Below are 20150 nucleotides of genomic sequence, written 5' to 3'. Positions count from 1 at the left end.
CCTGCAGACCGCAGGGCTGATCAGTTCTTAGCAGAACTGCTCATATCTTGCGAACGGCGGCGATGTTTACTCGCCGCCGGCTACTAGTTAAGGAGGAAATATGCGCGGTAGGAAAGCCACCTCGCTGGCAGCGGTACTGTTGATGATCGCTGCCGTATTCACGGTCAACGTGGCCACCGCCGGTCCCGCAGCGGCCGACGCCTGCTACACCTGGACCCGATCGCTGAGTTCCGGGGCCAACGGCGGTGACGTCGCCGAACTGCAGAAACGCATCGCCGGCTGGGTCTCTTACGGAGAAAACCTGACCATCGACGGCGAATTCGGGCCGGCCACGACTGCGGCGCTGAGTCGATTCCAGGCCGGCTACGGCCTGACCGCTGACGGGGTCGCCGGGCCACAGACGTACAACAAGCTGTATGAACTGCAGAGCGATGACTGCACGCCCCTCCACTTTAGCCACTCGGAGACGAGCCAGAATTGCGGAGCATACAACTACGAGGGTGGTGCGGTATCCGCAGCGACCGCCAGAGAGAACGCGCTGCGGGTAATGTGGCAACTGGAGGCGCTGCGACACAAGCTCGGCGGATGGCCGCTCAACCTCAGCGACGGGTTCCGCAGCTACTCCTGCAATAGCAGCGAAGGCGGTGCCTCCGACAGCAACCACCTATACGGGTCCGCCGCCGACATCATCGGCAGCCCGTCGCTGTGCACGATTGCGCAGGCAGCCAGGTATGCCGGCTTCGAGCAAATCCTCGGGCCCGGCTATCCCGGCCACTACGACCACATCCATGTGGCAAACCAGGGCAGCCAGTGGTGGAGTGCACCCAACTGCGGAATCTGAGCCACGTTTACCCAGGGGCCGGCTTGACACCCGGCCCCTGGCCCGTCGGGGATCGTCGGCTGCCGCCATCCGGTACAGGGTGTCGATCTGTTCGAGCAGCTGCAGGTCCGCCGGTGGGAGCGGCAGCCCGATGCGGTCAGCGAAGCGCCGCGCGCACTCCTCGAAGTCGCCCGTCAGAAGGATGGTCGCGTCCGGGATACGCCGCCAGCGCCGAACACCCGACAGCACGTGCTGGGCCACCGATTCCGGCGACGTCTCAGGGCGCTGGGAGCACAGGATCGCTGCCTGGTACACCGCGACGGAGTACACGCCGCGGCCACCTTGTCGTCTCCTCAGCACACCTAGCCTGGGCGCGGGTGGTGGCCCAGCCGGCAGCGCCGCCCTGGTCGCGGCGCTGACCGTGGCCTGGTCGTGGCGCCCCGGGTGGGGGGCAGCGGCACGTCCTCGCCGGCTGGGGCACCGGGGCTGGTGAACGCCGCAACCTCCGCCTACCTGGTGACCAGCTTCGCCCCCGGGCCAGACCGGTGGAGGCGCTGGAAGCCTGAGCACTATCCGGGGTGGACGAGGCCGGTCTCGTAGGCGGTGATGACGAGTTGCGCGCGGTCGCGGGCGTGCAGCTTCGCGAGCAAGTTGCCGATGTGGGTCTTGACGGTCTTGATCGAGATGGTAAGCGCGGCGGCGATTTCGTCGTTGGAGAGGCCGCGCGCGACGAGGGCCAGCACCTCGGTCTCCCGCTCGGTGAGCGCGCCCAGCCCGCTCCGAGGCACTGCGGCGGGGCGGCTGACGTAGTGCTCGATGAGGCGGGTGAGGATCTGGGGTGCGAACAGCGACTCCCCGGCCTTGGTGCGGCGGATCGCGTCGATGAGCTGCTCGGGGTAAGCGTCTTTGAGGAGGAATCCGCTGGCGCCTGCGCGCAGGGCGGCGTAGACGTACTCGTCGAGCTCGAACATGCTGAGCACAAGCACCCGGCAGGCGCGAAAGGCGGGGTCGGCGGTGATGGTGCGAGTTGCTTCGATGCCGTCGCTTTCCGGCATGCGGATGTCCATCAGGATCACGTCGGGCGCGAGCTCGCGTGCGAGCGCCACCGCCCCGCTCCCGTTTTCCGCCTCACCGATGACGGTGAGGTCTGCGGTGCTGTTGATGAGGATGGCGAGGCTGCGGCGCAGCAGGGGCTGGTCGTCCGCGATGAGCACACGGATGAGAGGTGTCGAGGGCTGGGCGATCACGATCCCTCCCGGTCGGGGATGCGGGCGGTGACCGTGAACCCGCGCCCCTCGGTTCCGGTGTGAAGCTCACCGCCGAGGGTGGTGACGCGTTCGCGTAGTCCGTCGAGGCCGTGACCGGCGCCGGGATGGGGGTGCCAAGGCCCTGCAGGTCCGGCGTCCTGAACGTTCACGACGATCGCTTCCCGCTCGCGGTGTATGTCGATGCGTGCCTGGGTGGGGCCGACGTGCCGGAGGGTGTTGTTCAGGGCTTCGCGGACGACTGCGCAGATGGTGAGTTGAGCGCCAGGCGACGCCTCGCCGAGTTCGTCGATGCCGAGTGCCGCGTCGAGGCCTGCGGCGTTCGCGGCCTGCACGATCTCGGGGAGGTCGTCGAGGGTGTCGGCTGGTCGCAGCGGCGCGGTGCCGGGAGTGCGGAGCACCGTGAGCATACGGCGCAGTTCGGTGGTGGTCTCGCGGCTGACGCGTTCGATGTCGGCTAACGCCTCCGCCCGATCAGCTTCTCCTTCCGATCCGGCTGCGGTGCGAGCTGTGGTGGCGCGAACGGTGATGAGTCCGAGGCCGTGGGAGACGAGGTCGTGCAGGTCACCGGCGATCCGCAGGCGTTCGGTCTGGCGTGCCCGTTCCGCCGCCCACTCCGCCAGCTGCGCTTCGTATTGCCGGCGCTGCCCCCTAGTTTGTGCCAGTGCCCAGCCCACCGTCGCGGCGGTGACTCCGGCGGCTACGAGTGCGACGCTCCATGTCGCGGTGGAGTCGTCAACGCCGATGGTCATGAGCAGCAGAGCGAGGCCGAGGATCACGATGCCGACCGCGAGCCATACGCGTGAGCGCCAGGTCGGTCGATCGTTTTCCACATGCCAAGTCTAGGTTTCAGGCCTTGCGCGGGCATCGGACCTAGGTCTGAGCGACCCGGGCCCGAGCGGGCGGGGCAAGATCCGGGCTCGGGTCCGATGACTGCCGCGTTTGTGTCGGCTTGCATGGGGTCATGATCCAGATCGACGGCCTCAGCAAACGCCACGGCTCCCGCACCGTGCTTTCCGACGTGAGTTTCCATGCTCTCCCCGGTCGGGTGACGGGGTTCCTCGGCCCGAACGGGGCGGGGAAGTCCTCAACCCTGCGCATCCTGCTCGGCCTGGATCGCCCGACCGCAGGCTCCGCCCTGATCGGAGGGCGTCCGTATCCGAGTCTGCGCACCCCGCTGCGCACGGTCGGGTCGATGCTCGACGGCTCTGGCGCGCACCGTTCCCGCACCGCCCGCGGCCATCTCGGCTGGGTCGCCCGCAGCAACGGCATCCCGAAACACCGCGTGGGTTACGTCCTCGAACAGGTGGGGCTCGCGGGCGCCGCCCGCACCCGCGTCGGCCGCTTCTCCCTCGGCATGGGGCAACGACTCGGGCTCGCCGCCGCGCTCCTCGGGGAACCGGAGGCGCTGGTGCTCGACGAGCCGGTGAATGGCCTGGACCCTGAGGGCATCCGCTGGATACGCACGCTGCTGCGTGGCCACACGGATGCGGGCGGCACCGTCCTGCTCTCCAGCCACCTGATGAGCGAGGTCGCCGCGATCGCCGACGACCTTGTGGTCATCAGCGGCGGGCAGGTCGTCGCGGCCGGCCCGGTTGCCCACGTGACCGCAGGGTACGCGACGCTCGAGGACGCGTTCTTCGGGCTCACCGGCGGCCCTGGCGCGGGGGAAGAACGATGAGGCCTTTCAACACCGTCGCTGCCGAGCTGCGCAAGGCCACCACTCTCCCCGCGGTCTGGGCGGGTATCGCCGTGGCGCTGTTCGGGTCGGCCGCGATCACGCTGATCAACGCGTTCTCCACCCGCGCCGCGCTCGACGCCGGGCACCCGGAGGCCCGAGCGTTCACCTCGCCGTTCGAGACCGCGTTCGCCGCGATGCCGCTGGGAACCGTCGGCGCGGTCGTCATCGGCGTCGTAATCTTCAGCAGCGAGTACACGGCACACAGCGTCGAGGTCGGCGGAGGCCGACAGATCACCGCCACCCTCGCCGCGATCCCGCACCGCCACACCGTCCTCGCAGCCAAGGCGACCGTGACGATCCTGCTCGTTGTAATCCTCGCCGCCATCACCATGCCGGTGACGGTCGGCATCGCCCGGCTCGTGATCGGCTCCGCCGGTGCGGAGACCGTGCCGCTCGATGATGCAGTCGAGCGCTGTCTGGGTGGCGCCGTCTACTGGGCCCTCACCGGGCTCATCGCACTCGCGATCACCGTTCTCACGCGCTCCGGGATCATCCCGCTCATCGTACTCATCGTGAACAACTCCCTTGTGTCAGTCTCGCTGCTCCTGACCAACCTCACGCCACTAGCCCACTGGCTGCCCGACATGGCCGGACGCCGGCTCTTCGGCGGCCTCCACACCGTCGAAGGCGGTCTCGACGCCCTCCCTGGCGCGCTCGTCATGACCGGCTGGGCGATTCTGCTGCTCACGATCGCGGCGGTCGTGCTCCGACGGCGGGATGCGTGAACCTCGTGCGCATCGGAAACGTCATCGCCGCGGAACTCGACAAGCTCCGCACCCTGCCCGCCGCAACCCTCACCGCCCTCGGCACGATCCTCACCGGCATCCTCCTCGCCGCTGCCTTAGCAGCGGCCGACCAGCACGTGGAGGCGACCGCAACGACCGTCACGCTCCGTTCCGTGCCGTTCGTACAGGTCGGCTTCGTCCTTCTCGGCATCCTCCCGATGGCCCACGAATACACCGGCCGCCAGATCCGAGTCACCCTCTCCGCGATCCCACGCCGCAGCATCCTTCTCGCCGGCAAGATCACCGCAACCGCGCTGACGCTCGTGCTCACCGCCGCCGTCACCGGGGCCGCGAGCACGGCCGCCGCAGCGCTCACCCTCCGCTCGCTCGGGGCATTTCGAGAAATGACGGCTGATGACCTCTGGCACCTGGCCGGCACGACCTGCTACCTGACGCTCATCGGGCTGATCTCCCACGCCGCCGCCGTGCTCGTGCGCCACCTGATCCCGGCTCTCGTGAGTGTGCTCGGGCTAATCCTGATCCTCTCGCCCCTGCTCGCCGGCCTCACCGAGCACGCCCGCTGGCTGCCCGACCGCGCCGCCGCGCAGGTCTACGACCCGCACGACACGATGCTTACCGCCGGCACTGGGCTGCTCGTCGCACTCGCCTGGATCGTCCTCATCGCCGCCACCGGCGCCACGCGATTCATCCGCCGAGACCCGTAACACCACTTCCAGGGCGCGGCAGTACAGCAATCCCCGCACAGCCAGGAGCGCGGAGTCACCACAATCGCGTTTCATCCGATCCGGAGATGGTGACCGTGCGGGTCGGGAACTCAACCGGGGCGAGCGGATCCTGGTCGGTGTCGGTGGTGATGTCGTCAGAGGTCAACGGCATGCGGGGTGCGTGGGCGGTGGCGCGATCACCGTCAGGTCGTTAACGGGATCTTGTGGAAGCTGCGGACCGGGTCCCCGCGGCGTGACCTGCCGGCTGCGGTGTTCTTCGAGGAGGCGGCACGATTCGCCGGCAGGGCCAACGATCCCAGCACCGCCTGGGACTCGCGTCGGCATGAACGCTTCGAGGTGTCAGCAACTCTCGCTCGGGAGAGCTAGCGGAGCTTGATGCCCCGGAGGGCTGCAACGCTCGCGATCGTGAAGATCGTCGCAAGAGCGACCGCGGTCAGCAGGATCGGCAGCGCATCGGGCACGGTGAGGCCACCGGACTCCGCGATGGCGGTCGAACCGAGGTTGAGCGCGCGGGTGTTGATCGCCTGTGGAAGGACGTAGCTGAGGGGGCGCAGCGCGATCGAGGTGACGGTGGCGACCCCGATCACACATCCGACGAGGCAGATCGCGACGGGTGCGGCGAACGATTTGAGCAGCATCGACAGCAGGGACTGGATGGCGACCAGCGGCAGCGCTGCGATGACCGCGAGCGCGCCGACGAGGGCGAACTGCCACGGGATTGCTCCATCCAGGTGCAGCACGAAGACTCCCGAGATGAGGGTCGCGACGACGAGGACGGCCTGCATGAAGGCGACCGGGACGGCGATAACGGCGATCTTCGCGAGCACGAGCCGGACCGGCTGTCTTGTGGTGGTGAGCAACAGGTTCCAGTTCGTGCCGCGGTGTTCCATGCGCCACACGGTCGTGGCGAGCAGCCCGATGCCCATGGAGTAGAACAGCAGGCCGTAGAACAGGACGACCTGGGAGGTGAAGGATGCCCAGCCGGCGTCGAGCATGTCGGTGTTGTTGGCGAGGTTGACCGTTCCGGTGGTCACGGCCAGCAGCGGCAGGATGAGCGCGATCAGCCAGGTGCTGGATCGCTTGAGTTTGATGAGTTCGGCGCGGAACACGTGCGGTTACCTTTCGAGTCGGTTGAATCGGCGGGTGGCCAGGGTGAAGGTGATGCCGACGAGGGCGAGGAGCCCGATGATCCACGGGTAGGGCGGGGTGACGTAGCCGACCTCGCCGGCGGTCTGGGCGACGTGCGAGATCAGGGCGTAGGCGCCCCACGGGACGATCCAGAACGCGGCTCCGGGCGCGAGGAGGGTGAACACGGCCAGGAAGGCGCCGAGCATGCCGACCCCGACGCTGATGAGTTGGTTCTCCACGGTCGCGGCCAGCCAGATGTGCAAGGCGACGAGCGCGACGTCCACAAGGAACAGCAGCAGGGTGTAGCCGATCCACGGGCCGGCGTCGAGTGGGACGCGGATGCCAGCCAGCATGCCGGCACCAACGACGAGGAGTGTCTGGATGAGGACGGCGGCGAGCAGAATGCCGCTGAGCGCGGCCAGCTTGGCCCGGCACAGGGTGCCGGGCGTGAACCCCGCGATGGAGGCAAGCGTCCAGCCGGTGCCGGCGTGTTCGATGTCGGTTTGCCGGCTGGCGAGGACCGCGGCGAGGATCGGCGAGGTCATTGCGGCCATCAGCGTGTAGCTGAGCAGCAGCCCGGCCCAGGGGTGGGCTGCTGGGTCTTCGAAGGTGGTTTGGGTGCTGCCGGCGAACAGCGAGGCGCTGCTGAGCGCGGCGACCGCGACGACCATGACCAGGACGATGGGCAAGGTACGCAGGCGCCGCATCTTGCGGAACTCCAACAGGACGGCGCGTCTCACAGCAGGCCTCCGCGTCCGGTGAGGTCCATGAAGACGTCTTCCAGGCTCTGCTGGATGCGGCGCACCTCGTGGATCGGGACGCCTGCGACAGCTAGCCGGCGCACGATCTCAGCGGTCTGGTCCTTGTCGGTACCGCTGATGCGAATACCGCCGGTGACGGGGGTGGCGGTGATTCCCAGCGCGAGCGCGGCGGCCGGGTCCGGGGTCTCGATCAGCAGGTCGGGAATGGAGTGCTGGAACAGGTCGTCACGGGTCCCTTGGAAGATCATCCGACCGGCCGAGAGGATGCCGAGCACGTCGGCCATCTTGTCGATCTCGTCCAGCAGGTGGCTGGAAACCATCACGGTGATGCCCTGTCCGGCGAGTTGGACGAGCAGGGTGCGGATCTCCTCGATGCCGGCCGGGTCGAGCCCGTTGGTCGGCTCGTCCAGGATGAGCAGCGACGGGTCCCGTGCCAACGCCATTGCGATCCCGAGGCGCTGCTTCATACCCAGCGAGTAATTGCGGACGAGCTTGTCCTTGTGCTCGGTCAGCCGCACCGTCGCCAGGGCGCGATCAACCTGGTGAGAAGACAGGTCGAGCATGTCGGCGACGATGCGCATGTTCTCCGCCCCGGTGAGGTGCCCGTATCCGGGCGGCGCCTCGATCATCGATCCGATCGACGGCAGTAGCCGGGTCCGTGACTGCGGGGTGAGCGGTTCGCCGAACACCTCGATCTCGCCGCGCGTCGGGCGGGTGAGCCCGAGCAACATCTTCATGGTCGTGGACTTGCCGGACCCGTTCGGACCGAGGAAGCCGTAGACCACCCCCTGCGGCACCCGCAGGTCGAGCGAATCGACCGCCGTGTGGCTCTTGAACGTCTTGGTCAGGCCCCGGGTCGTGATGACGGCGCTCATCGGCGCCTCGCCGCATGAATCCTCATGCCACCCACGATCCTGAGAACCCGCGCCGGGAAGATCGTGCCGCGGTACGAACCCGCAGACCGATCGACTTCATACCGCGGCATGAACTCCGGTACCGGCAGTCCGGCTACCGTGCAGAGACATGGAAGCCCGTGCGCCGTCGTCGCCCGTAGACGGGCTCCGGCCTGTCCTCCGAGGCCATCCGCGCCTGGCGGATGCCGGCTGCGCGGTGATCGTCGTGCTGATCGGGGCCGTCAGCGCGCCGACGATCTCGTTCGCGGCCCCCGCGCAGGTCGTCTACGCGATCGTCGTGGCGGGGTGCAGCCTGGCGGTGCTGTTGCGCCGCTCACGCCCGATCCTGGCGCTGTCGATCATGGCGGTACTGCTCGCAGTGCATCTGCTGATCGTCGCCAGGCCTGGCCTGTTCCCCGGCGTCATCTGCCTCATCGCCGCCTATACGACCCAGACCCAGCTCGCAGGTCCCTGGCGGTGGGGCGTTCTCGCCGGCACCTACGTCGGCGCGACGGTCGGAGTCGCCATGTCGCCGATCCCGGGCCTCGGCGAGGACTGGCGATCCCGCGGGCTCATGATCGCGGCGGTCGGTACCGCTCTCACCGTCGCTGCGCTCACCGGAGTCGTGCGCAGGAACGCCCGCGACCGCTACGACCTCGCGGTCGAACGAGCCCGGGCCCTGGAGGCACAACAGGCCAGCGAGCAGCGCCTCGCTGCCGTGGAGGAACGCGCCCGGATCGCTCGGGAGATGCACGACATCCTCGGCCACTCGCTGAACACAATCGCCGTGCAGGCCGAAGGAGCCCGCTACGCCCTCCATACCGACCCGGACCGGGCGGACCGCGCTCTGGCGGACATCGGGCAGCTCAGCCGCGCCGCAGTCAACGAGGTGCGCGACCTCATCGACGTGCTCCGCACCGAGAACGATCCCGCGACCACCCAACCGACACCGACGCTCCGGGACCTTCCCAGCCTGATCGGCACCCTCCAACGTGCCGGCACTCCGATCCGGCTCCGGATCGACGGCGAGGTGAACGATGTTCCCGGCCACGTCGGGCTCGCCGCGTACCGGATCATCCAGGAAAGCCTCACGAACGCGATCACCCACGCCGACGGCGCACCCGTCGTCGTCCGAACCACCATCGATGACCACAGCCTCGATGTGCTCGTTTCCAACGGCCGCCCGAACCACACGGGCACCCGACCGGGTTCCGGGCACGGGCTGATCGGGATGCGGGAACGGGTCCTCGCGCTCGGTGGCACCCTCGACGCCGGCCCAGACCCGGCCACTGGCGGTTGGCGTGTGACCGCCCACCTGCCCTGGAGCCGCCGATGATCACCCTCGGACTCGCCGACGACGAGCCCCTCTTCACCGCCGGGCTCGCGATGATCCTCGACGCCCAGCCTGACATGCGCATCCTCTGGCAGGCCATTGACGGCGCCGACGCGATCCGCCGGCACCAGCACGCGCAACCCGACGTTCTCCTGCTCGACATCCAGATGCCTGGCACCGACGGACTCGCCGTTACCCGGCAGCTCATCGCCGACGACAGCCCCAGCCGGATCGTCATCCTTACCACCTTCGACGCCGACGAGTACGTCCTCACCGCCATCGAAACCGGCGCCGCAGGGTTCCTCGTGAAGAACACCCCGCCCGACCGGCTCATCGAGGCGATCCACACGGTCCACCGCGGCGACGCCGTCATCTCACCGGGCCCCACCCGCCGACTCTTCGCGAGTTACCGCACCCGGCCATCCGGCATCGACCCATCAAGGTCACCAGCAGGTGACTCGCCCGGTTACCTCACCATCCGAGAACGCGACGTGCTCACGCTCATCGCCAAAGGCCTCACGAACTCCGAAATATGCGACCGCCTCTGGCTTTCCATGCCCACGATCAAGACCCACATTGGCAACCTGCTCGCAAAGACCCACTCCCGCGACCGCGTCCAGCTCGTCCTCTACGCCCTCAGAACCGGGATCGCGACCATTAACGAGTGAGCCCGGCCGGTTCAGCCCTTCCGACCGGCCGGGGTCAGGTGCCGCGTGCCCAGGAGGAGAACGGGTCTGTCAAGTTAACGGCTGATCTTGGTTGTTGAGTTGGTCAGTCGTTGGCCGGGGTGAGCCGGCCTTCGAAGGCGATCTGGAAGGCGTTCAGCGGCGCCTTCCAGCGCATGGTCCACCGCCGGCGGCCGGCACCGGTGGGGTCGAGGCTCATCAAGGCCATGTACACGCACTTGAGCGCGGCCTGTTCGTTCGGGAAGTGCCCACGGGCGCGGACGGCCTTGCGGATGCGGGCGTTGACCGACTCGATCGCGTTGGTGGAGCAGATGACCTTGCGGATCTCCACGTCAAAGGCGAGGAACGGCACGAATTCAGCCCATGCGTTCTCCCAGAGCCGGACGATCGCCGGATACTTGCGTCCCCAGGTCTCGGCGAACTCGAGGAACCGTTCGGTCGCGGCGTCCTCGGTCGCCGCGGTGTAGACCGGCTTGAGCGCCTTGGCGATCTTGTCCCAGTCCTGGCGGGCCGCGTAGCGGAACGAGTTGCGCAGCAGGTGAACGACACACGTTTGCACGATCGTGCGGGGCCACACCGTCGCGACGGCGTCCGGCAGGCCCTTGAGCCCGTCGCAGACGAGCATCAACACGTCGGCGACGCCGCGGTTCTTCAGCTCGGTGAGCACGTGCAGCCAGTGCTTCGCGCCTTCACCACCGTCACCGGCCCAGATCCCGAGGATGTCACGGTGCCCGTCGACCGTGACCGCCATGACGACGTAGATCGGCCGGTTCGCGACCTGACCATCGCGGATCTTGACGTTGATGGCGTCGATGAACACCACCGGATAGACCCGGTCGAGGGGCCGGTTCTGCCACTCGGCCATGCCGTCCATGACCTTGTCCGTGATGGTGGAGATCGTCTGCTTCGACACCTCGGCGCCGTACACCTCGGCCAGGTGCGCGGCGATCTCGCCGTGCGTCAAACCCTTGGCCGACAGCGACAGCACCATGTCGTCGACCCCGGACAGGCGGCGTTGCCGCTTACGCACGATCTGTGGTTCGAACGTGCCCGCCGCGTCGCGCGGAACCCGGACCTCGACCGGGCCGACGTCGGTGAGCACGGTCTTGGTTCGGCTGCCGTTGCGGGTGTTCCCGCTGCCCCGGCCAGCCGGGTCGTGCTTGTCGTAGCCGACATGGTCGGTGATCTCCCCGTCCAACGCCGACTCCAGGACCCGCTTCGTCAGCTGCTGCAGCAGCCCGCCCTCACCGGTCAGCTTCAGCCCGTCACCGCGAGCCCGATCGACCAGCAATGCGATCAACTGCTCATCCGTGACCGCACCCACCGGCTCCACGGCCGGCTGCTCGATGGTGGTCTCAGTCGTCATCTGGCGTCTCTCCCTTGATCGGTCGATCAGCCGCTATTTGTACAGACCCTTCCGACCGGCCGGGGTCAGGTGCCGCGTGCCCAGGAGAACTGAACCTGACCCCAACCTCGGCTGGGGTATGCGAGGAAGAGCATCAGCTGGCCATGGACCTTGCTCAACCTGGCCGCCGCGCAGTTGCGCCGTGACGAAGTGGATCAGGTCGCGAAGTGGACCGACGACGCGTTGAACCTGGTGGAGGATGTAGGTTCCGCGAACGGATGGGCAATTCCGGGAAGCCTTGAGCAGTGTGTGAGCACTTGCGCGCGGGTGACGACCAGTTCCGGGAGCCCGGGTCCGGACAGCGGATGTGTGGCGGCCATGGCGGTGTTGGCGTGTGCCGCGACGTGGCTGACCGCTTGGGGCGGTGGTCCGGTGCCGTACCTGTCGAGCGGCGATGCATCGACCTGGTCCCACGGGCATCGGCGCGATTGCTCCGGATATGCCTCGATGGCGTTGGGACTTCCGGGTCCGGGTTGAACACGGCAGGGCTAGCCGCCCGGTCGCCCCCGATTCCGAAAGCCGCGCTTGTGGCGGGGGACTTGCTGATCAACCCTGCGCCGAACAGCGAGGGTCACTGGTGATCTTCGAAAGATGGACCGACGGGACCATGGCCTCCTAGACCCCGACAAGCAGTGCGACTGCTTGTCGCTGATGCAGTCGGCGTACCGGGCGGCCGGCATCTCCATCCCGCGCGTCACCACCGATCAGGTCAACGCCGGCAAGCCCGTGGCCGATCCGGCGCTCCTGCTTCCCGGCGACCTCATCCTCATCCCCGGCACCATGTCAAACCCGCGCCACGTCAGCCTGTACCTTCGGCGAAGGGCTCGTACCTCGGCGCTCTGCCATTAGGTCTGACGCCTATGGTTTGCGTGCGATGCCGGCCCAATAGTAGGCGGCGTTCGGGTCAGCGGGCGGGTCACCGTCGGGGCGCCAGGTCATGACCGGTACGACGCCGGGTTCGACGAGTTCCCAGTCGGCGAAGAAGCGGGCTACGTCAGCTCGTGTGCGAGGGACGAGGGTCATGCCGCCTTGGGTAGCGGCGGCGGTCGCGGCGGCCAGCGCTTCGGGATTGAAGTCCTGGCCAGGGTGGGTGATCGCGACGTAGCTACCCGACGGGAGGGCATCCATCAGGGCGCGGGCTTTGTTCCATGGATCGTCTTCGTCGGCCACGAGCATAAGGGTCGCGATCATGAGCAGCCCGACCGGTCGATCGAGGTCCAGGGTCGCCAGCAGATCGGTGTCGGTGAGGATCTTCTCCGGTTCGCGGACGTCGGCGTCGATGTAGGAGGTGCGGCCGTGCTCCCCGCTGACCAGCAGCGCGCGGGCGTGGACCAGTACGATCGGGTCGCTGTCGACGTACACGACGTTGGTATCGGGGTTGATGCCCTGCGCGATCTCGTGCACGTTCGGGCTGGTCGGGAGGCCGGTGCCGATGTCGAGGAACTGGCGGATGCCCGCCTGGGTAGCCAGGTGGCGGACCGCGCGTTCCATGAAGTTGCGGTTCTCCCGGGCCATCATGCGCATGCCAGGGATGACCTGCTCGAACATGGCCCCCATCGCCCGGTCGGCGGCGAAGTTGTCCTTCCCACCGATCCACCAGTCGTACATTCGCGCCGAGTGCGGCACGCTGGTGTCGATCCCGGGCGGCGCCCACTCCTGCTCGGTTGCCTCGGTCGGGCGACCCTGCGACACGATCACTCCTCCATAGCAGATGTGTAAACCCCGCATACGCACCGCAGCGTAGCCCGGGTCCAGGTCTCTAGCGAAACGCGCCGTCCGGATGCGCCGTCCGGTCGGCAGCGATCGATATCGGGGATGGGGCTGCCGCCCGCCGGCTCAAGCACCTGGCCCAGGCCGTGGGGGATCCGGATGCCGAGGATGCGTCCCCACACGTTCGTGACGCCGATGCTCGACGCTGGCCTCCGCCTGCGCGACGTGCAGATCGCCGCCCGCCACGCCGAGCCACGAACCACGATGCGCTACTACCGGGCCCGCCAGAACCTCGACCGGCACCCCCACCACATGAAGTTGCCCGGGTAGGTCGCGGCGCACTCGCCTCCATTGATATCTCTCGATGACATGCGGGCGTCGCCCGGGCTTTTGCTGTTCGCGGGTGGGTCGCTTCTCCGAGGCGTTTAGCGCGAGCGCCATTCGTGATCATGGCTGGAGTTCGATGGGTGAGCCTGTAGATCGGGCGTCGGAAGGAATCCGATGACAGTCAAGTCTGCTTGACATCTCAACGTCAAGCGTGCTTGACTCGCTGCTATGTCGAGCACACTTAACACCGCGGCGGGTAAGCGGAAGGTTCCCATCCGCGCCTACATCCTCACGGTCGTGGTGGGAGTAGCCCTGGCGACAGCCTTCGGCGTTGCAGCAGCACTGTTCCGCGAGGAGAGCAGGGTGCTCTCCTTCGGGGTTTTCACTGCTGTGGCGTTGGGGCCGGCCCTGTCCCTGTCGTGGCTCCTCCTCGTCTCTCGCTACACGGTCTCGCTCGACCGTCATGCCGGGGAGAACGTCGAGAACCTCTGGATCACGAACGCCACCAGCGGGGCAGGTACCGACACTTTCGCGGCCTGCGGGATCGCGCTCGCCGCCATCGCCGTCACGGGCCTGGACATCAGTGGAACCGCGGCCCTGGGCGGAGTCCTTGTGCTCATGCTGGTCGACACCGGCGTGCGATACCTCGTCGAGAAGCGACGGAGCCGCTGATGGACAACGAGCTCGCGTCTCTGCGTTCCGAGCGCGGATGGTCCCAGGTGCGTCTCGCAGAGGAGCTCGGTGTTTCACGGCAGACCGTCATCTCGATCGAGCGCGGCCGCTTCGACCCGAGCCTTCCGCTCGCCTTCCGAATCGCACGTGTCTTCAACCGGACGATCGAGGAAGTCTTTCGCCCAGACGGCGACGCGTGACCGATGAGGAACCACCCGGCTCCAAATCGGTGGCGTCCGACATCGCATCCGCACGGGCTCGCTACCCCACCAACTCACCATTCAGGATCACACCGGCCGGCAGTGGCCGTATTGCGCGGGTGATGTCTGCTGACGATGTGGGATATCAGAACCCTGTGAATACCTGGCGCGGATCAAGATCGACCGGTCAAATCGGGGGATGTTCTTGGCTCGGCTCTGACGGGGCGGCCGTTTCGAGGTGGGAGTTCGCGTGTCTGCCGCGTACGCGGACGTAGGCCCATGCAGCTAGTGCGATGGTGATGGCGACGCCTGCGACGAGCAGATCGGGAACACTGTTTGTGCCGTGAAGGACGGCGCTTTCCAGGCGTGCCTGCTTGGTTGCGCCGAGGATGCCGCCGAGTGAGGTGGTGCCGTCGGTGACCAGCAGCAGAGTGCCCACGGCGACGGTGAAGGTGCCGCTGATGAGGCCCGTCCAGGTGTTGTGCCACCGGCCGATGGTCAGCCCGCGCGGGCGCACGAGGTGTTTGACGAAGGGGAACCGGGCCCACAGCAGGGCGAGCGCCAGCAGGGGAAGGGTCATGCCGGCGGCGAAGACGAGCAGGACGGTGCCGCCGTACAGGGCGTTGCCGCCGACGGCGGCCACCGTCAGCACCGCGCCCAGTAGCGGACCGGCGCAGACGCCGGCGAGGCCGTAGACGGTGCCGAGGGCGTAGACGGATGCCGCGAAGGTCCCCTCCATTCCGCCGCTGCGCGACAGTAGCGGGATCGGGATGTTGACGAGCATGACCAGGCCGAGGGTGATCACGATGATCGCTGCCGTGGTGACGACGGCGTCGCGGTGTGCGTTGGCGAATGCTCCCAGCGTGCCGGCGAGCACTCCCAGCGGGACGAGGGTGGTGATCAGTCCCAGGTAGAAGACGCCGGTGCGGGCGATCAGCGTCGTCGGGTTGGTGAACGCGTAGGAGAAGAATGCCGGCAGGAGCATGGCCGAGCAGGGGCTGAACAGGGTCAGCAGGCCGCCGAGCAGTGCTGCGAGAAGTCCGAGTTGCACGGGCTACCGCGCCTTAGTCAGAGCGTCGTCGAGGAAGGCGCGGAACACGTCCAGGGGCTGGGCGCCGGACAGGGCGGTCTTGCCGGCGACGAAGAAGGGAACGCTGCTGACGCCCAGCTGCTGGGCTGAGGTGGTGTTGTCCTGGACTTCGGCGCGTAGTCGGGGGTCGTCCAGGTCCGCAGTGAACCGGTTGATGTCGGCCACGTCGGCCTTGCGCGCGAAAGCGATCAGCTTCTCGCGGGGCAGATCGGGGTGCTTGTGCTCGGGGGCGAACGCGTAGACCGCTCGCAGGTACTCGAAGAACTTGCCCTGCCTGCCGGCGGCGCGTGCCGCCACGGCGGCGCCCTCGGACTGCTCACCGAAGTACGCCACATCGTGGATCTCGATGCGCACCTTGCCGGTGTCGACGTAGTCCTTCGTCAGGACGGGCAGGGTGTCCCGGTTGAACACCGCGCAGTACGGGCAGCGCATGTCGGTCCACTGCACCAGCACGACCGGCGCGGCTACGGATCCGAGCGCCATCGGATCGTCCTGGTCGCGGCGGACGAACGCGAACTCGTCCACCGCGCCTGTGCTGGCTGCGCCCGTGCTGGGTGACGGCGCGGCCAGGGGGTCCCGGCCGGGTGTCAGCTGAGCGACGAGCACCACGCCGAGGAAGACGACGAGCGCGGCGAGAGCGATCGCCGGGGATCGGCGTGGCGTCGCCCGCGTGGTTCGGTTCGACCTCTTCATCAAACTAGTATACAACATGCATCCAATAGGGTTGGGTGGGTGAAAGTGCACGTAGCTGGGGTCAGGTCGGCGGTCCGTCGGAGCCGCTAGCGCCCGCCGCACCCACCACGTGTGCCAGATGTGGTGTAGTTCGCCCTAGCGGCAGGCCGGCTCGGGGGCGAAATGGATACTTGTCGTAGCCGCGCCGGCGGGTGCGGGCCGTGTGATGGGTGGGAGAGGCGTTGGCAAGCAGCGCGAGTGCAGCCGAGCACGCATATCAGGTGATCCGTGACGGGATCCTCAACGGTGTGCATCCGACGGGGGCCATGCTCGGCGAGGAGTCCCTCGCGGCCGAGATCGGGGTCAGCCGTACCCCGGTGCGGACGGCGCTCGCCCGGTTGCAGGACGAGGGGTGGATCACCATCTACCCGAAGCGCGGGGCGCTGGTGCAGGGGCTCAGTGAGCGGGCGGTGGCCGACCTGGCGGACGCGCGCCTGCTGTTGGAGTCCGCCGCGCCCGCCCGGGCGAGCGCGGACGCCCGCAAGCTGCTCGCCGAGCGGCTGGGCCGGTCGATCGAGGCGCAGCGTGAGGCGTTCCGCGACGATGACGTCCGGCATTTCATCGAGCTGACGATCGAGTTCCATCGCGCCTTCGTCGAGGCCACGGGCAACAGCGTGCTGCTGGAGTTGAACGACCGGCTGGCCGATCGACAGCGTTTTCTGCTGTTCAGTTGCGGCGACAGGCTGTTGGCGCGATGCGGTGACATCATCGCCGAGCACGAGACGCTGGTCGAACGGCTGCGTATCGGCGACGCGTCCGGGTTCGCCGAGGCGCTGCGCGCGCATCTGGCCGACACCTACGCCACCGAGCTGCACAAACTCCCCTAGGGTCCTGAGTCCGTAGTTTCCTGTCAGTTCGGTGTGGGTGCGTCACCTGGACCGAAGTTGCCGCCGGTTTGCCGGGCCGGTGGCGCCTTCCAACTGGCTACGGCCCTGCCAGACCCCGTCGACGAAGAGCGAGAACTTGGTGGTGGAGCGGCGGCCGCCGGTTCCGTGCCGGCTCGCTGCGCGGAACAGGCAGCGAGGACGGCGTGGGCAGCTCGCTCGCCGGCGAGGAGAGCACCTTCGACGTGTCCGGCGTGGACGGTGGCGGTCTCGGTCGACGCCCAGTGCAGCCGGCCGGCCAGGGCGGCCTGCTGGTATACCGGATGCCCGAACAGGCCGTAGTCCATCAGGTGCTGCGTTCCGGGCGGTGAGGTCCACCGTTCGGCGCTCCAGTCCTGCACATGCAGTGTTTCGGGTTGTGCCGCCTGCCGTCCGAACAGCCGGGCCAGCTGGGTGGTCACGGCCGTGGCGAATCCGGGACCGGCGGCAGCGGCGGGGGCGAACCCGAACAGGGCGGCTGGCATGCCGTCCGGCCCGGACATGTCGTGGATCTCCCGCAGCGGGCCGGTCCAGCTGATCGCGGCTCCGGCCAGGCCCGCGTCCCGCCAGAACGGGGCGTGATAGGTGGCGACGACCTTGACGACGCCACCCATCCAGACCGGGGTGGCCTCGGCGAGACGCACCAGCTGCGGCTCCAGCGCACCGTGGAAGTCGATACCCGCCACGGCAAGCGCCGGCGGGATCGCCAGCACGACATGACCGGCGTGCAGGCGTCCGGCGTCCGTGTGCACTTCGACCGTGTCGTCGTCCGAGCGGATGGCCGTGACCGGGGTCGACAGCCGCAACACCCGGTCCGGGAGTTGGGCGGCAAGGCCGGCGGTCAGCGCTGCGGCGCCCGGCCGGTACCGGTAGGCGGGCACGTCGATCGGGTTGCCGGCGACCCGTTGCATACCGGTGGGCCTCTCCGCGATCGCATCACCGGCACGATGCTGTTCGAAGACGGCGATGCCGAGCCGGACGGTGAGCGCGGCAACCCGTGGTTCGCCGTCCCAGAACCAGGTGGCACCCAGATCGAGTCCGTCGCTGGTGGTCGCCAGCCGGCCGCCGGTGCGGTCGCGTGCCTCCAGGCACACCGTGTCGAGTCCGGCCGCGTGCAGGGCGGCCGTCGTGGTGAGGCCGGCCGCGCCGGCCCCGACCACGACGACGTCGTGCGAAGGGTGGACAGGCGACATGGGCACCTCCGTCTTGGGGGGATGAGGGGACATCACGCGGGGCGGGTGGACGTCGGCGTCTGCGCCCTGGTGGGGCTACCTGGTCCGCCGGGTGAGGGGCCGGCCGGCCAGCACGGCGATCAGCGGAATGAGCGTGACCACTGCCAGCAGGGACAGCACGGAGAAGCTGGTGGCGGCGAGCAGCGGGCCGGACAGGAACGCGGCGGTCGCACCGCAGAGGTTGGCCAGCGCGTCGACCCCGCCCTGGGACGAGGCGCGGGTCTCGGCGGAGACGACCAGGCTGAACAGCGCGGATCCGGCGACGTTCATGAAGGACCAGCCGATTCCCAGCAGGATCAGCGACCCGATGATCCACCCGGTGTTGTCGGGTTTGGCGGCGCCGATCAGCAGCGAGGCGAGGAAGATGCCGATCCCGGCGACGATCGCCGCCCGGTGGCCGTAGCGGTCGGCGAGCATACCCACGAGCGGGGACGGGCCGTACATGCCGGCGATGTGCAGGCTGATCGTGATGCCGATGATGGTGATCGAGCCGCCCTCGTGGGCGATGTGCACCGGCGTCATGGTCATGATCGCGACCATCACCACCTGCGCGGTGAGGATCGCGATCACCGCCACCCGGCCCCGCTGATTGACACGCAGCTCGGCGATCACCTTGCGGATGCGGCCCGGCTGCTTGTCCCCGGAATCTGCCGGCAGGGCGGGCGTGCCAGGCCCGAGGAACAACAGCGGGTCGGGACGCAGCCAGACGAACACGATCAGACCGGCGATGGCCAGGCAGACCGCGGCGATGAGGAACGCGCTGGCGTACACCGTGAGCCCGGTGCCGGCGCCGATGACCTCACCGGGCGCGCCGAGGTTCGGGCCGAGCACGGAGCCGAGCGTGCCCACCCAGACCACCAGGGCCAGCGAGCGGGCTTTCTGGTGCGGCTGCGCGAGGTCGGTGGCCGCGAAGCGGGATTGCAGGCTCACCGCCAGGCCGACGCCGATCAGCAGCAGACCAGCGAACAGCGGAACGATCATGCTCCACTGCGCCGCGGCGACCAGCAGCAGGCCACCGGCGGCGGCCGTCCACCAGCCGGTGGCCAGCGCGACCCGGCGTCCGCGGCGTGCTGCGAGGTTGCCCAGTGGCAGGCCCACCAGCGCCGCGCCGAGCGTGCTCCCGGTGCGGGCCAGACCCGCCCAGGCTTCGCTGTCGGTGACCGCTCCGGCCAACCGCACGCCGATCGAGGGCGCGACGCCCACGCCCACGGTGCCGATGATCTGTGCGATGACCAGCACGGTCATGGTGCGCCGCTGGACGGCGTCGACCGCCGGCTGGGTCGGCCTGAGGGAGACGGGGCCGGTGCTGACGGGGTGTTCAAGCTCGGGCACAGCAGTCCTTGTCTGCGCGACGGGTTGCGGCCAAGGCGGGACAGGGGCCTGGCGGAGGAACCGGATCAGGGTCGGGGGGACAGGGCGTTGTCGAGGCCGGCGGGGAAGCCAGCGCGCCCGGCGAGAGGGCGGCGTCCGGCTGCGCCATGTGGTGACGCCGGCACGGCAACCGACGCCACCACGGCGTCTCTGGCGACAGGGTCAGGCGGTCTCGTAGATACGCACGTCCGGGGCCCCGTTGAGGTAGGGCTGCAGGGCGGTGACGACGTCCTTCGTGAACAGGTCGCTGGACAGGTACGCCTGCGCGTCTGCGGCGGTGGCGAAGCCGTGCAGTACCTGCACATCCTCGTCACGGACCAGCAGTTCCTTGCTCGTGGCGCCCCCGACGGTCTCCAGGAACGGCTGCTTGTACTGCCGGTAGACGCCGGCTGCGGCGGGACGGTTGTCCGCGCTGACGTCGAGGCTGATCTGAAGGTAGGCCACGGGTTC

The 20150-nt window shown here is 68.4% G+C and carries 22 protein-coding genes and 2 pseudogenes; 12 read left to right on the top strand and 12 right to left on the bottom strand.

All coding sequences use genetic code 11. From position 1 onward, the window contains the following. The first annotated feature begins 100 nt into the window (after positions 1-100). The gene (locus tag OOK41_RS22445) at positions 101-841 is read left to right on the top strand and encodes a M15 family metallopeptidase (RefSeq protein WP_266266604.1); all 741 of its coding nucleotides are present in this window, start codon (positions 101-103) and stop codon (positions 839-841) included. Between the two features lie 548 nt (positions 842-1389). Here the strand turns inward: OOK41_RS22445 and OOK41_RS22440 are convergent. After that, positions 1390-2028: a response regulator transcription factor gene (locus tag OOK41_RS22440; RefSeq protein WP_256371575.1), complete on the bottom strand. Its 639-nt coding sequence runs from the start codon at positions 2026-2028 to the stop codon at positions 1390-1392. 35 nt (positions 2029-2063) lie between these two features. Next, complete coding sequence (locus tag OOK41_RS22435) at positions 2064-2918, bottom strand: sensor histidine kinase (RefSeq protein ID WP_266266603.1); 855 nt, start codon at positions 2916-2918, stop codon at positions 2064-2066. A 131-nt stretch (positions 2919-3049) separates the two neighbouring features. Between OOK41_RS22435 and OOK41_RS22430 the strand changes: the two genes are divergently transcribed. The 4 genes and pseudogenes from OOK41_RS22430 to OOK41_RS22415 all read left to right on the top strand — a co-directional run. Then, positions 3050-3766, top strand: coding sequence for an ABC transporter ATP-binding protein (locus OOK41_RS22430; RefSeq protein WP_117672919.1), 717 nt, complete (start codon positions 3050-3052; stop codon positions 3764-3766). Then, the gene (locus tag OOK41_RS22425; RefSeq protein ID WP_266266602.1) at positions 3763-4551 is read left to right on the top strand and encodes an ABC transporter permease; all 789 of its coding nucleotides are present in this window, start codon (positions 3763-3765) and stop codon (positions 4549-4551) included. The genes OOK41_RS22430 and OOK41_RS22425 overlap by 4 nt, the downstream gene beginning before the upstream one ends. Further along, positions 4548-5276, top strand: coding sequence for an ABC transporter permease (locus OOK41_RS22420; protein ID WP_117672922.1), 729 nt, complete (start codon positions 4548-4550; stop codon positions 5274-5276). Before OOK41_RS22425 ends, OOK41_RS22420 begins: the two co-directional genes overlap by 4 nt. 174 nt (positions 5277-5450) lie before the next feature. Further along, positions 5451-5540, top strand: a pseudogene (locus OOK41_RS22415) (IS5/IS1182 family transposase); the annotation flags it as partial. Positions 5541-5659: 119 nt separating this feature from the next. On the opposite strand, the gene OOK41_RS22410 reads toward OOK41_RS22415, so the two are convergent. The 3 genes from OOK41_RS22410 to OOK41_RS22400 are packed head-to-tail and all read right to left on the bottom strand — an operon-like array spanning position 5660 to position 8061. After that, the gene (locus OOK41_RS22410; RefSeq protein ID WP_266266601.1) at positions 5660-6406 is read right to left on the bottom strand and encodes an ABC transporter permease; all 747 of its coding nucleotides are present in this window, start codon (positions 6404-6406) and stop codon (positions 5660-5662) included. A 6-nt stretch (positions 6407-6412) separates the two neighbouring features. Further along, on the bottom strand, positions 6413-7147 hold the full coding sequence (locus OOK41_RS22405) for an ABC transporter permease (protein WP_266266600.1): 735 nt from the start codon (positions 7145-7147) through the stop codon (positions 6413-6415). 14 nt (positions 7148-7161) lie between these two features. Then, the gene (locus OOK41_RS22400; protein ID WP_117672928.1) at positions 7162-8061 is read right to left on the bottom strand and encodes an ABC transporter ATP-binding protein; all 900 of its coding nucleotides are present in this window, start codon (positions 8059-8061) and stop codon (positions 7162-7164) included. A gap of 235 nt (positions 8062-8296) precedes the next feature. Between OOK41_RS22400 and OOK41_RS22395 the strand changes: the two genes are divergently transcribed. Both OOK41_RS22395 and OOK41_RS22390 read left to right on the top strand, forming a co-directional pair. Beyond that, positions 8297-9415 (top strand): sensor histidine kinase, encoded by a 1119-nt coding sequence (locus OOK41_RS22395; protein WP_266266599.1) that lies wholly within the window; start codon positions 8297-8299, stop codon positions 9413-9415. After that, positions 9412-10080, top strand: a complete 669-nt coding sequence (locus tag OOK41_RS22390; RefSeq protein ID WP_117672932.1) for a response regulator transcription factor — start codon at positions 9412-9414, stop codon at positions 10078-10080. The genes OOK41_RS22395 and OOK41_RS22390 overlap by 4 nt, the downstream gene beginning before the upstream one ends. A 103-nt stretch (positions 10081-10183) precedes the next feature. Here OOK41_RS22390 and OOK41_RS22385 read toward each other — a convergent pair whose 3' ends face one another. Then, positions 10184-11464: an IS256 family transposase gene (locus tag OOK41_RS22385; protein ID WP_266265017.1), complete on the bottom strand. Its 1281-nt coding sequence runs from the start codon at positions 11462-11464 to the stop codon at positions 10184-10186. A gap of 630 nt (positions 11465-12094) precedes the next feature. Between OOK41_RS22385 and OOK41_RS22380 the strand changes: the two genes are divergently transcribed. Continuing rightward, on the top strand, positions 12095-12352 hold the full coding sequence (locus tag OOK41_RS22380; protein ID WP_266266598.1) for a C40 family peptidase: 258 nt from the start codon (positions 12095-12097) through the stop codon (positions 12350-12352). 9 nt (positions 12353-12361) lie between these two features. Here OOK41_RS22380 and OOK41_RS22375 read toward each other — a convergent pair whose 3' ends face one another. Further along, positions 12362-13195: an SAM-dependent methyltransferase gene (locus OOK41_RS22375; RefSeq protein WP_266266597.1), complete on the bottom strand. Its 834-nt coding sequence runs from the start codon at positions 13193-13195 to the stop codon at positions 12362-12364. Between the two features lie 225 nt (positions 13196-13420). Between OOK41_RS22375 and OOK41_RS22370 the strand changes: the two are divergent. The 3 genes and pseudogenes from OOK41_RS22370 to OOK41_RS22360 form a co-directional block, all read left to right on the top strand. Beyond that, positions 13421-13543, top strand: a pseudogene (locus OOK41_RS22370) (integrase); the annotation flags it as partial. Between the two features lie 225 nt (positions 13544-13768). Continuing rightward, entirely contained in the window at positions 13769-14212 is a 444-nt protein-coding gene (locus OOK41_RS22365) for a hypothetical protein (RefSeq protein ID WP_266266596.1), read from the top strand. Next, positions 14212-14412, top strand: coding sequence for a helix-turn-helix transcriptional regulator (locus OOK41_RS22360; RefSeq protein ID WP_117672938.1), 201 nt, complete (start codon positions 14212-14214; stop codon positions 14410-14412). Before OOK41_RS22365 ends, OOK41_RS22360 begins: the two co-directional genes overlap by 1 nt. A gap of 187 nt (positions 14413-14599) precedes the next feature. Here OOK41_RS22360 and OOK41_RS22355 read toward each other — a convergent pair whose 3' ends face one another. Both OOK41_RS22355 and OOK41_RS22350 read right to left on the bottom strand, forming a co-directional pair. Further along, positions 14600-15463, bottom strand: a complete 864-nt coding sequence (locus OOK41_RS22355) for a cytochrome c biogenesis CcdA family protein (protein ID WP_266266595.1) — start codon at positions 15461-15463, stop codon at positions 14600-14602. 3 nt (positions 15464-15466) lie between these two features. Continuing rightward, positions 15467-16195 (bottom strand): thioredoxin domain-containing protein, encoded by a 729-nt coding sequence (locus OOK41_RS22350; protein ID WP_266266594.1) that lies wholly within the window; start codon positions 16193-16195, stop codon positions 15467-15469. A gap of 209 nt (positions 16196-16404) precedes the next feature. Here OOK41_RS22350 and OOK41_RS22345 point away from each other — a divergent pair, with 209 nt between their 5' ends. Beyond that, on the top strand, positions 16405-17061 hold the full coding sequence (locus tag OOK41_RS22345) for a GntR family transcriptional regulator (protein WP_256371574.1): 657 nt from the start codon (positions 16405-16407) through the stop codon (positions 17059-17061). A 23-nt stretch (positions 17062-17084) separates the two neighbouring features. Here the strand turns inward: OOK41_RS22345 and OOK41_RS22340 are convergent, their stop codons facing one another. From OOK41_RS22340 to OOK41_RS22330, 3 genes are all read right to left on the bottom strand, one after another. Then, positions 17085-18290 (bottom strand): NAD(P)/FAD-dependent oxidoreductase, encoded by a 1206-nt coding sequence (locus OOK41_RS22340; RefSeq protein ID WP_266266593.1) that lies wholly within the window; start codon positions 18288-18290, stop codon positions 17085-17087. A gap of 75 nt (positions 18291-18365) precedes the next feature. Further along, a complete protein-coding gene (locus OOK41_RS22335) occupies positions 18366-19661 on the bottom strand; it encodes an MFS transporter (protein WP_266266592.1) in 1296 nt (431 codons plus the stop codon). A gap of 201 nt (positions 19662-19862) precedes the next feature. Next, positions 19863-20144: a hypothetical protein gene (locus tag OOK41_RS22330; protein WP_266266591.1), complete on the bottom strand. Its 282-nt coding sequence runs from the start codon at positions 20142-20144 to the stop codon at positions 19863-19865. Positions 20145-20150: the final 6 nt, after the last annotated feature.

The organism is Micromonospora sp. NBC_01655, assembly GCF_026339755.1.
Classification (GTDB): Bacteria; Actinomycetota; Actinomycetes; order Mycobacteriales; family Micromonosporaceae; genus Micromonospora.
The sequence above is the reverse complement of the archived record's forward strand: the minus strand, read 5'-3'. Positions and strand labels throughout refer to the sequence as shown.

Bases quoted from the DNA above. Each gene is read 5' to 3' on its own strand.
- OOK41_RS22400 (WP_117672928.1), bottom strand. From the start codon at position 8,061: ATGAGCGCCGTCATCACGACCCGGGGCCTGACCAAGACGTTCAAGAGC.
- OOK41_RS22385 (WP_266265017.1), bottom strand. From the start codon at position 11,464: ATGACGACTGAGACCACCATCGAGCAGCCGGCCGTGGAGCCGGTGGGT.
- OOK41_RS22360 (WP_117672938.1), top strand. From the start codon at position 14,212: ATGGACAACGAGCTCGCGTCTCTGCGTTCCGAGCGCGGATGGTCCCAG.
- OOK41_RS22350 (WP_266266594.1), bottom strand. From the start codon at position 16,195: ATGAAGAGGTCGAACCGAACCACGCGGGCGACGCCACGCCGATCCCCG.
- OOK41_RS22365 (WP_266266596.1), top strand. From the start codon at position 13,769: ATGTCGAGCACACTTAACACCGCGGCGGGTAAGCGGAAGGTTCCCATC.
- OOK41_RS22430 (WP_117672919.1), top strand. From the start codon at position 3,050: ATGATCCAGATCGACGGCCTCAGCAAACGCCACGGCTCCCGCACCGTG.
- OOK41_RS22425 (WP_266266602.1), top strand. From the start codon at position 3,763: ATGAGGCCTTTCAACACCGTCGCTGCCGAGCTGCGCAAGGCCACCACT.
- OOK41_RS22340 (WP_266266593.1), bottom strand. From the start codon at position 18,290: ATGTCGCCTGTCCACCCTTCGCACGACGTCGTCGTGGTCGGGGCCGGC.
- OOK41_RS22380 (WP_266266598.1), top strand. From the start codon at position 12,095: ATGGACCGACGGGACCATGGCCTCCTAGACCCCGACAAGCAGTGCGAC.
- OOK41_RS22390 (WP_117672932.1), top strand. From the start codon at position 9,412: ATGATCACCCTCGGACTCGCCGACGACGAGCCCCTCTTCACCGCCGGG.
- OOK41_RS22445 (WP_266266604.1), top strand. From the start codon at position 101: ATGCGCGGTAGGAAAGCCACCTCGCTGGCAGCGGTACTGTTGATGATC.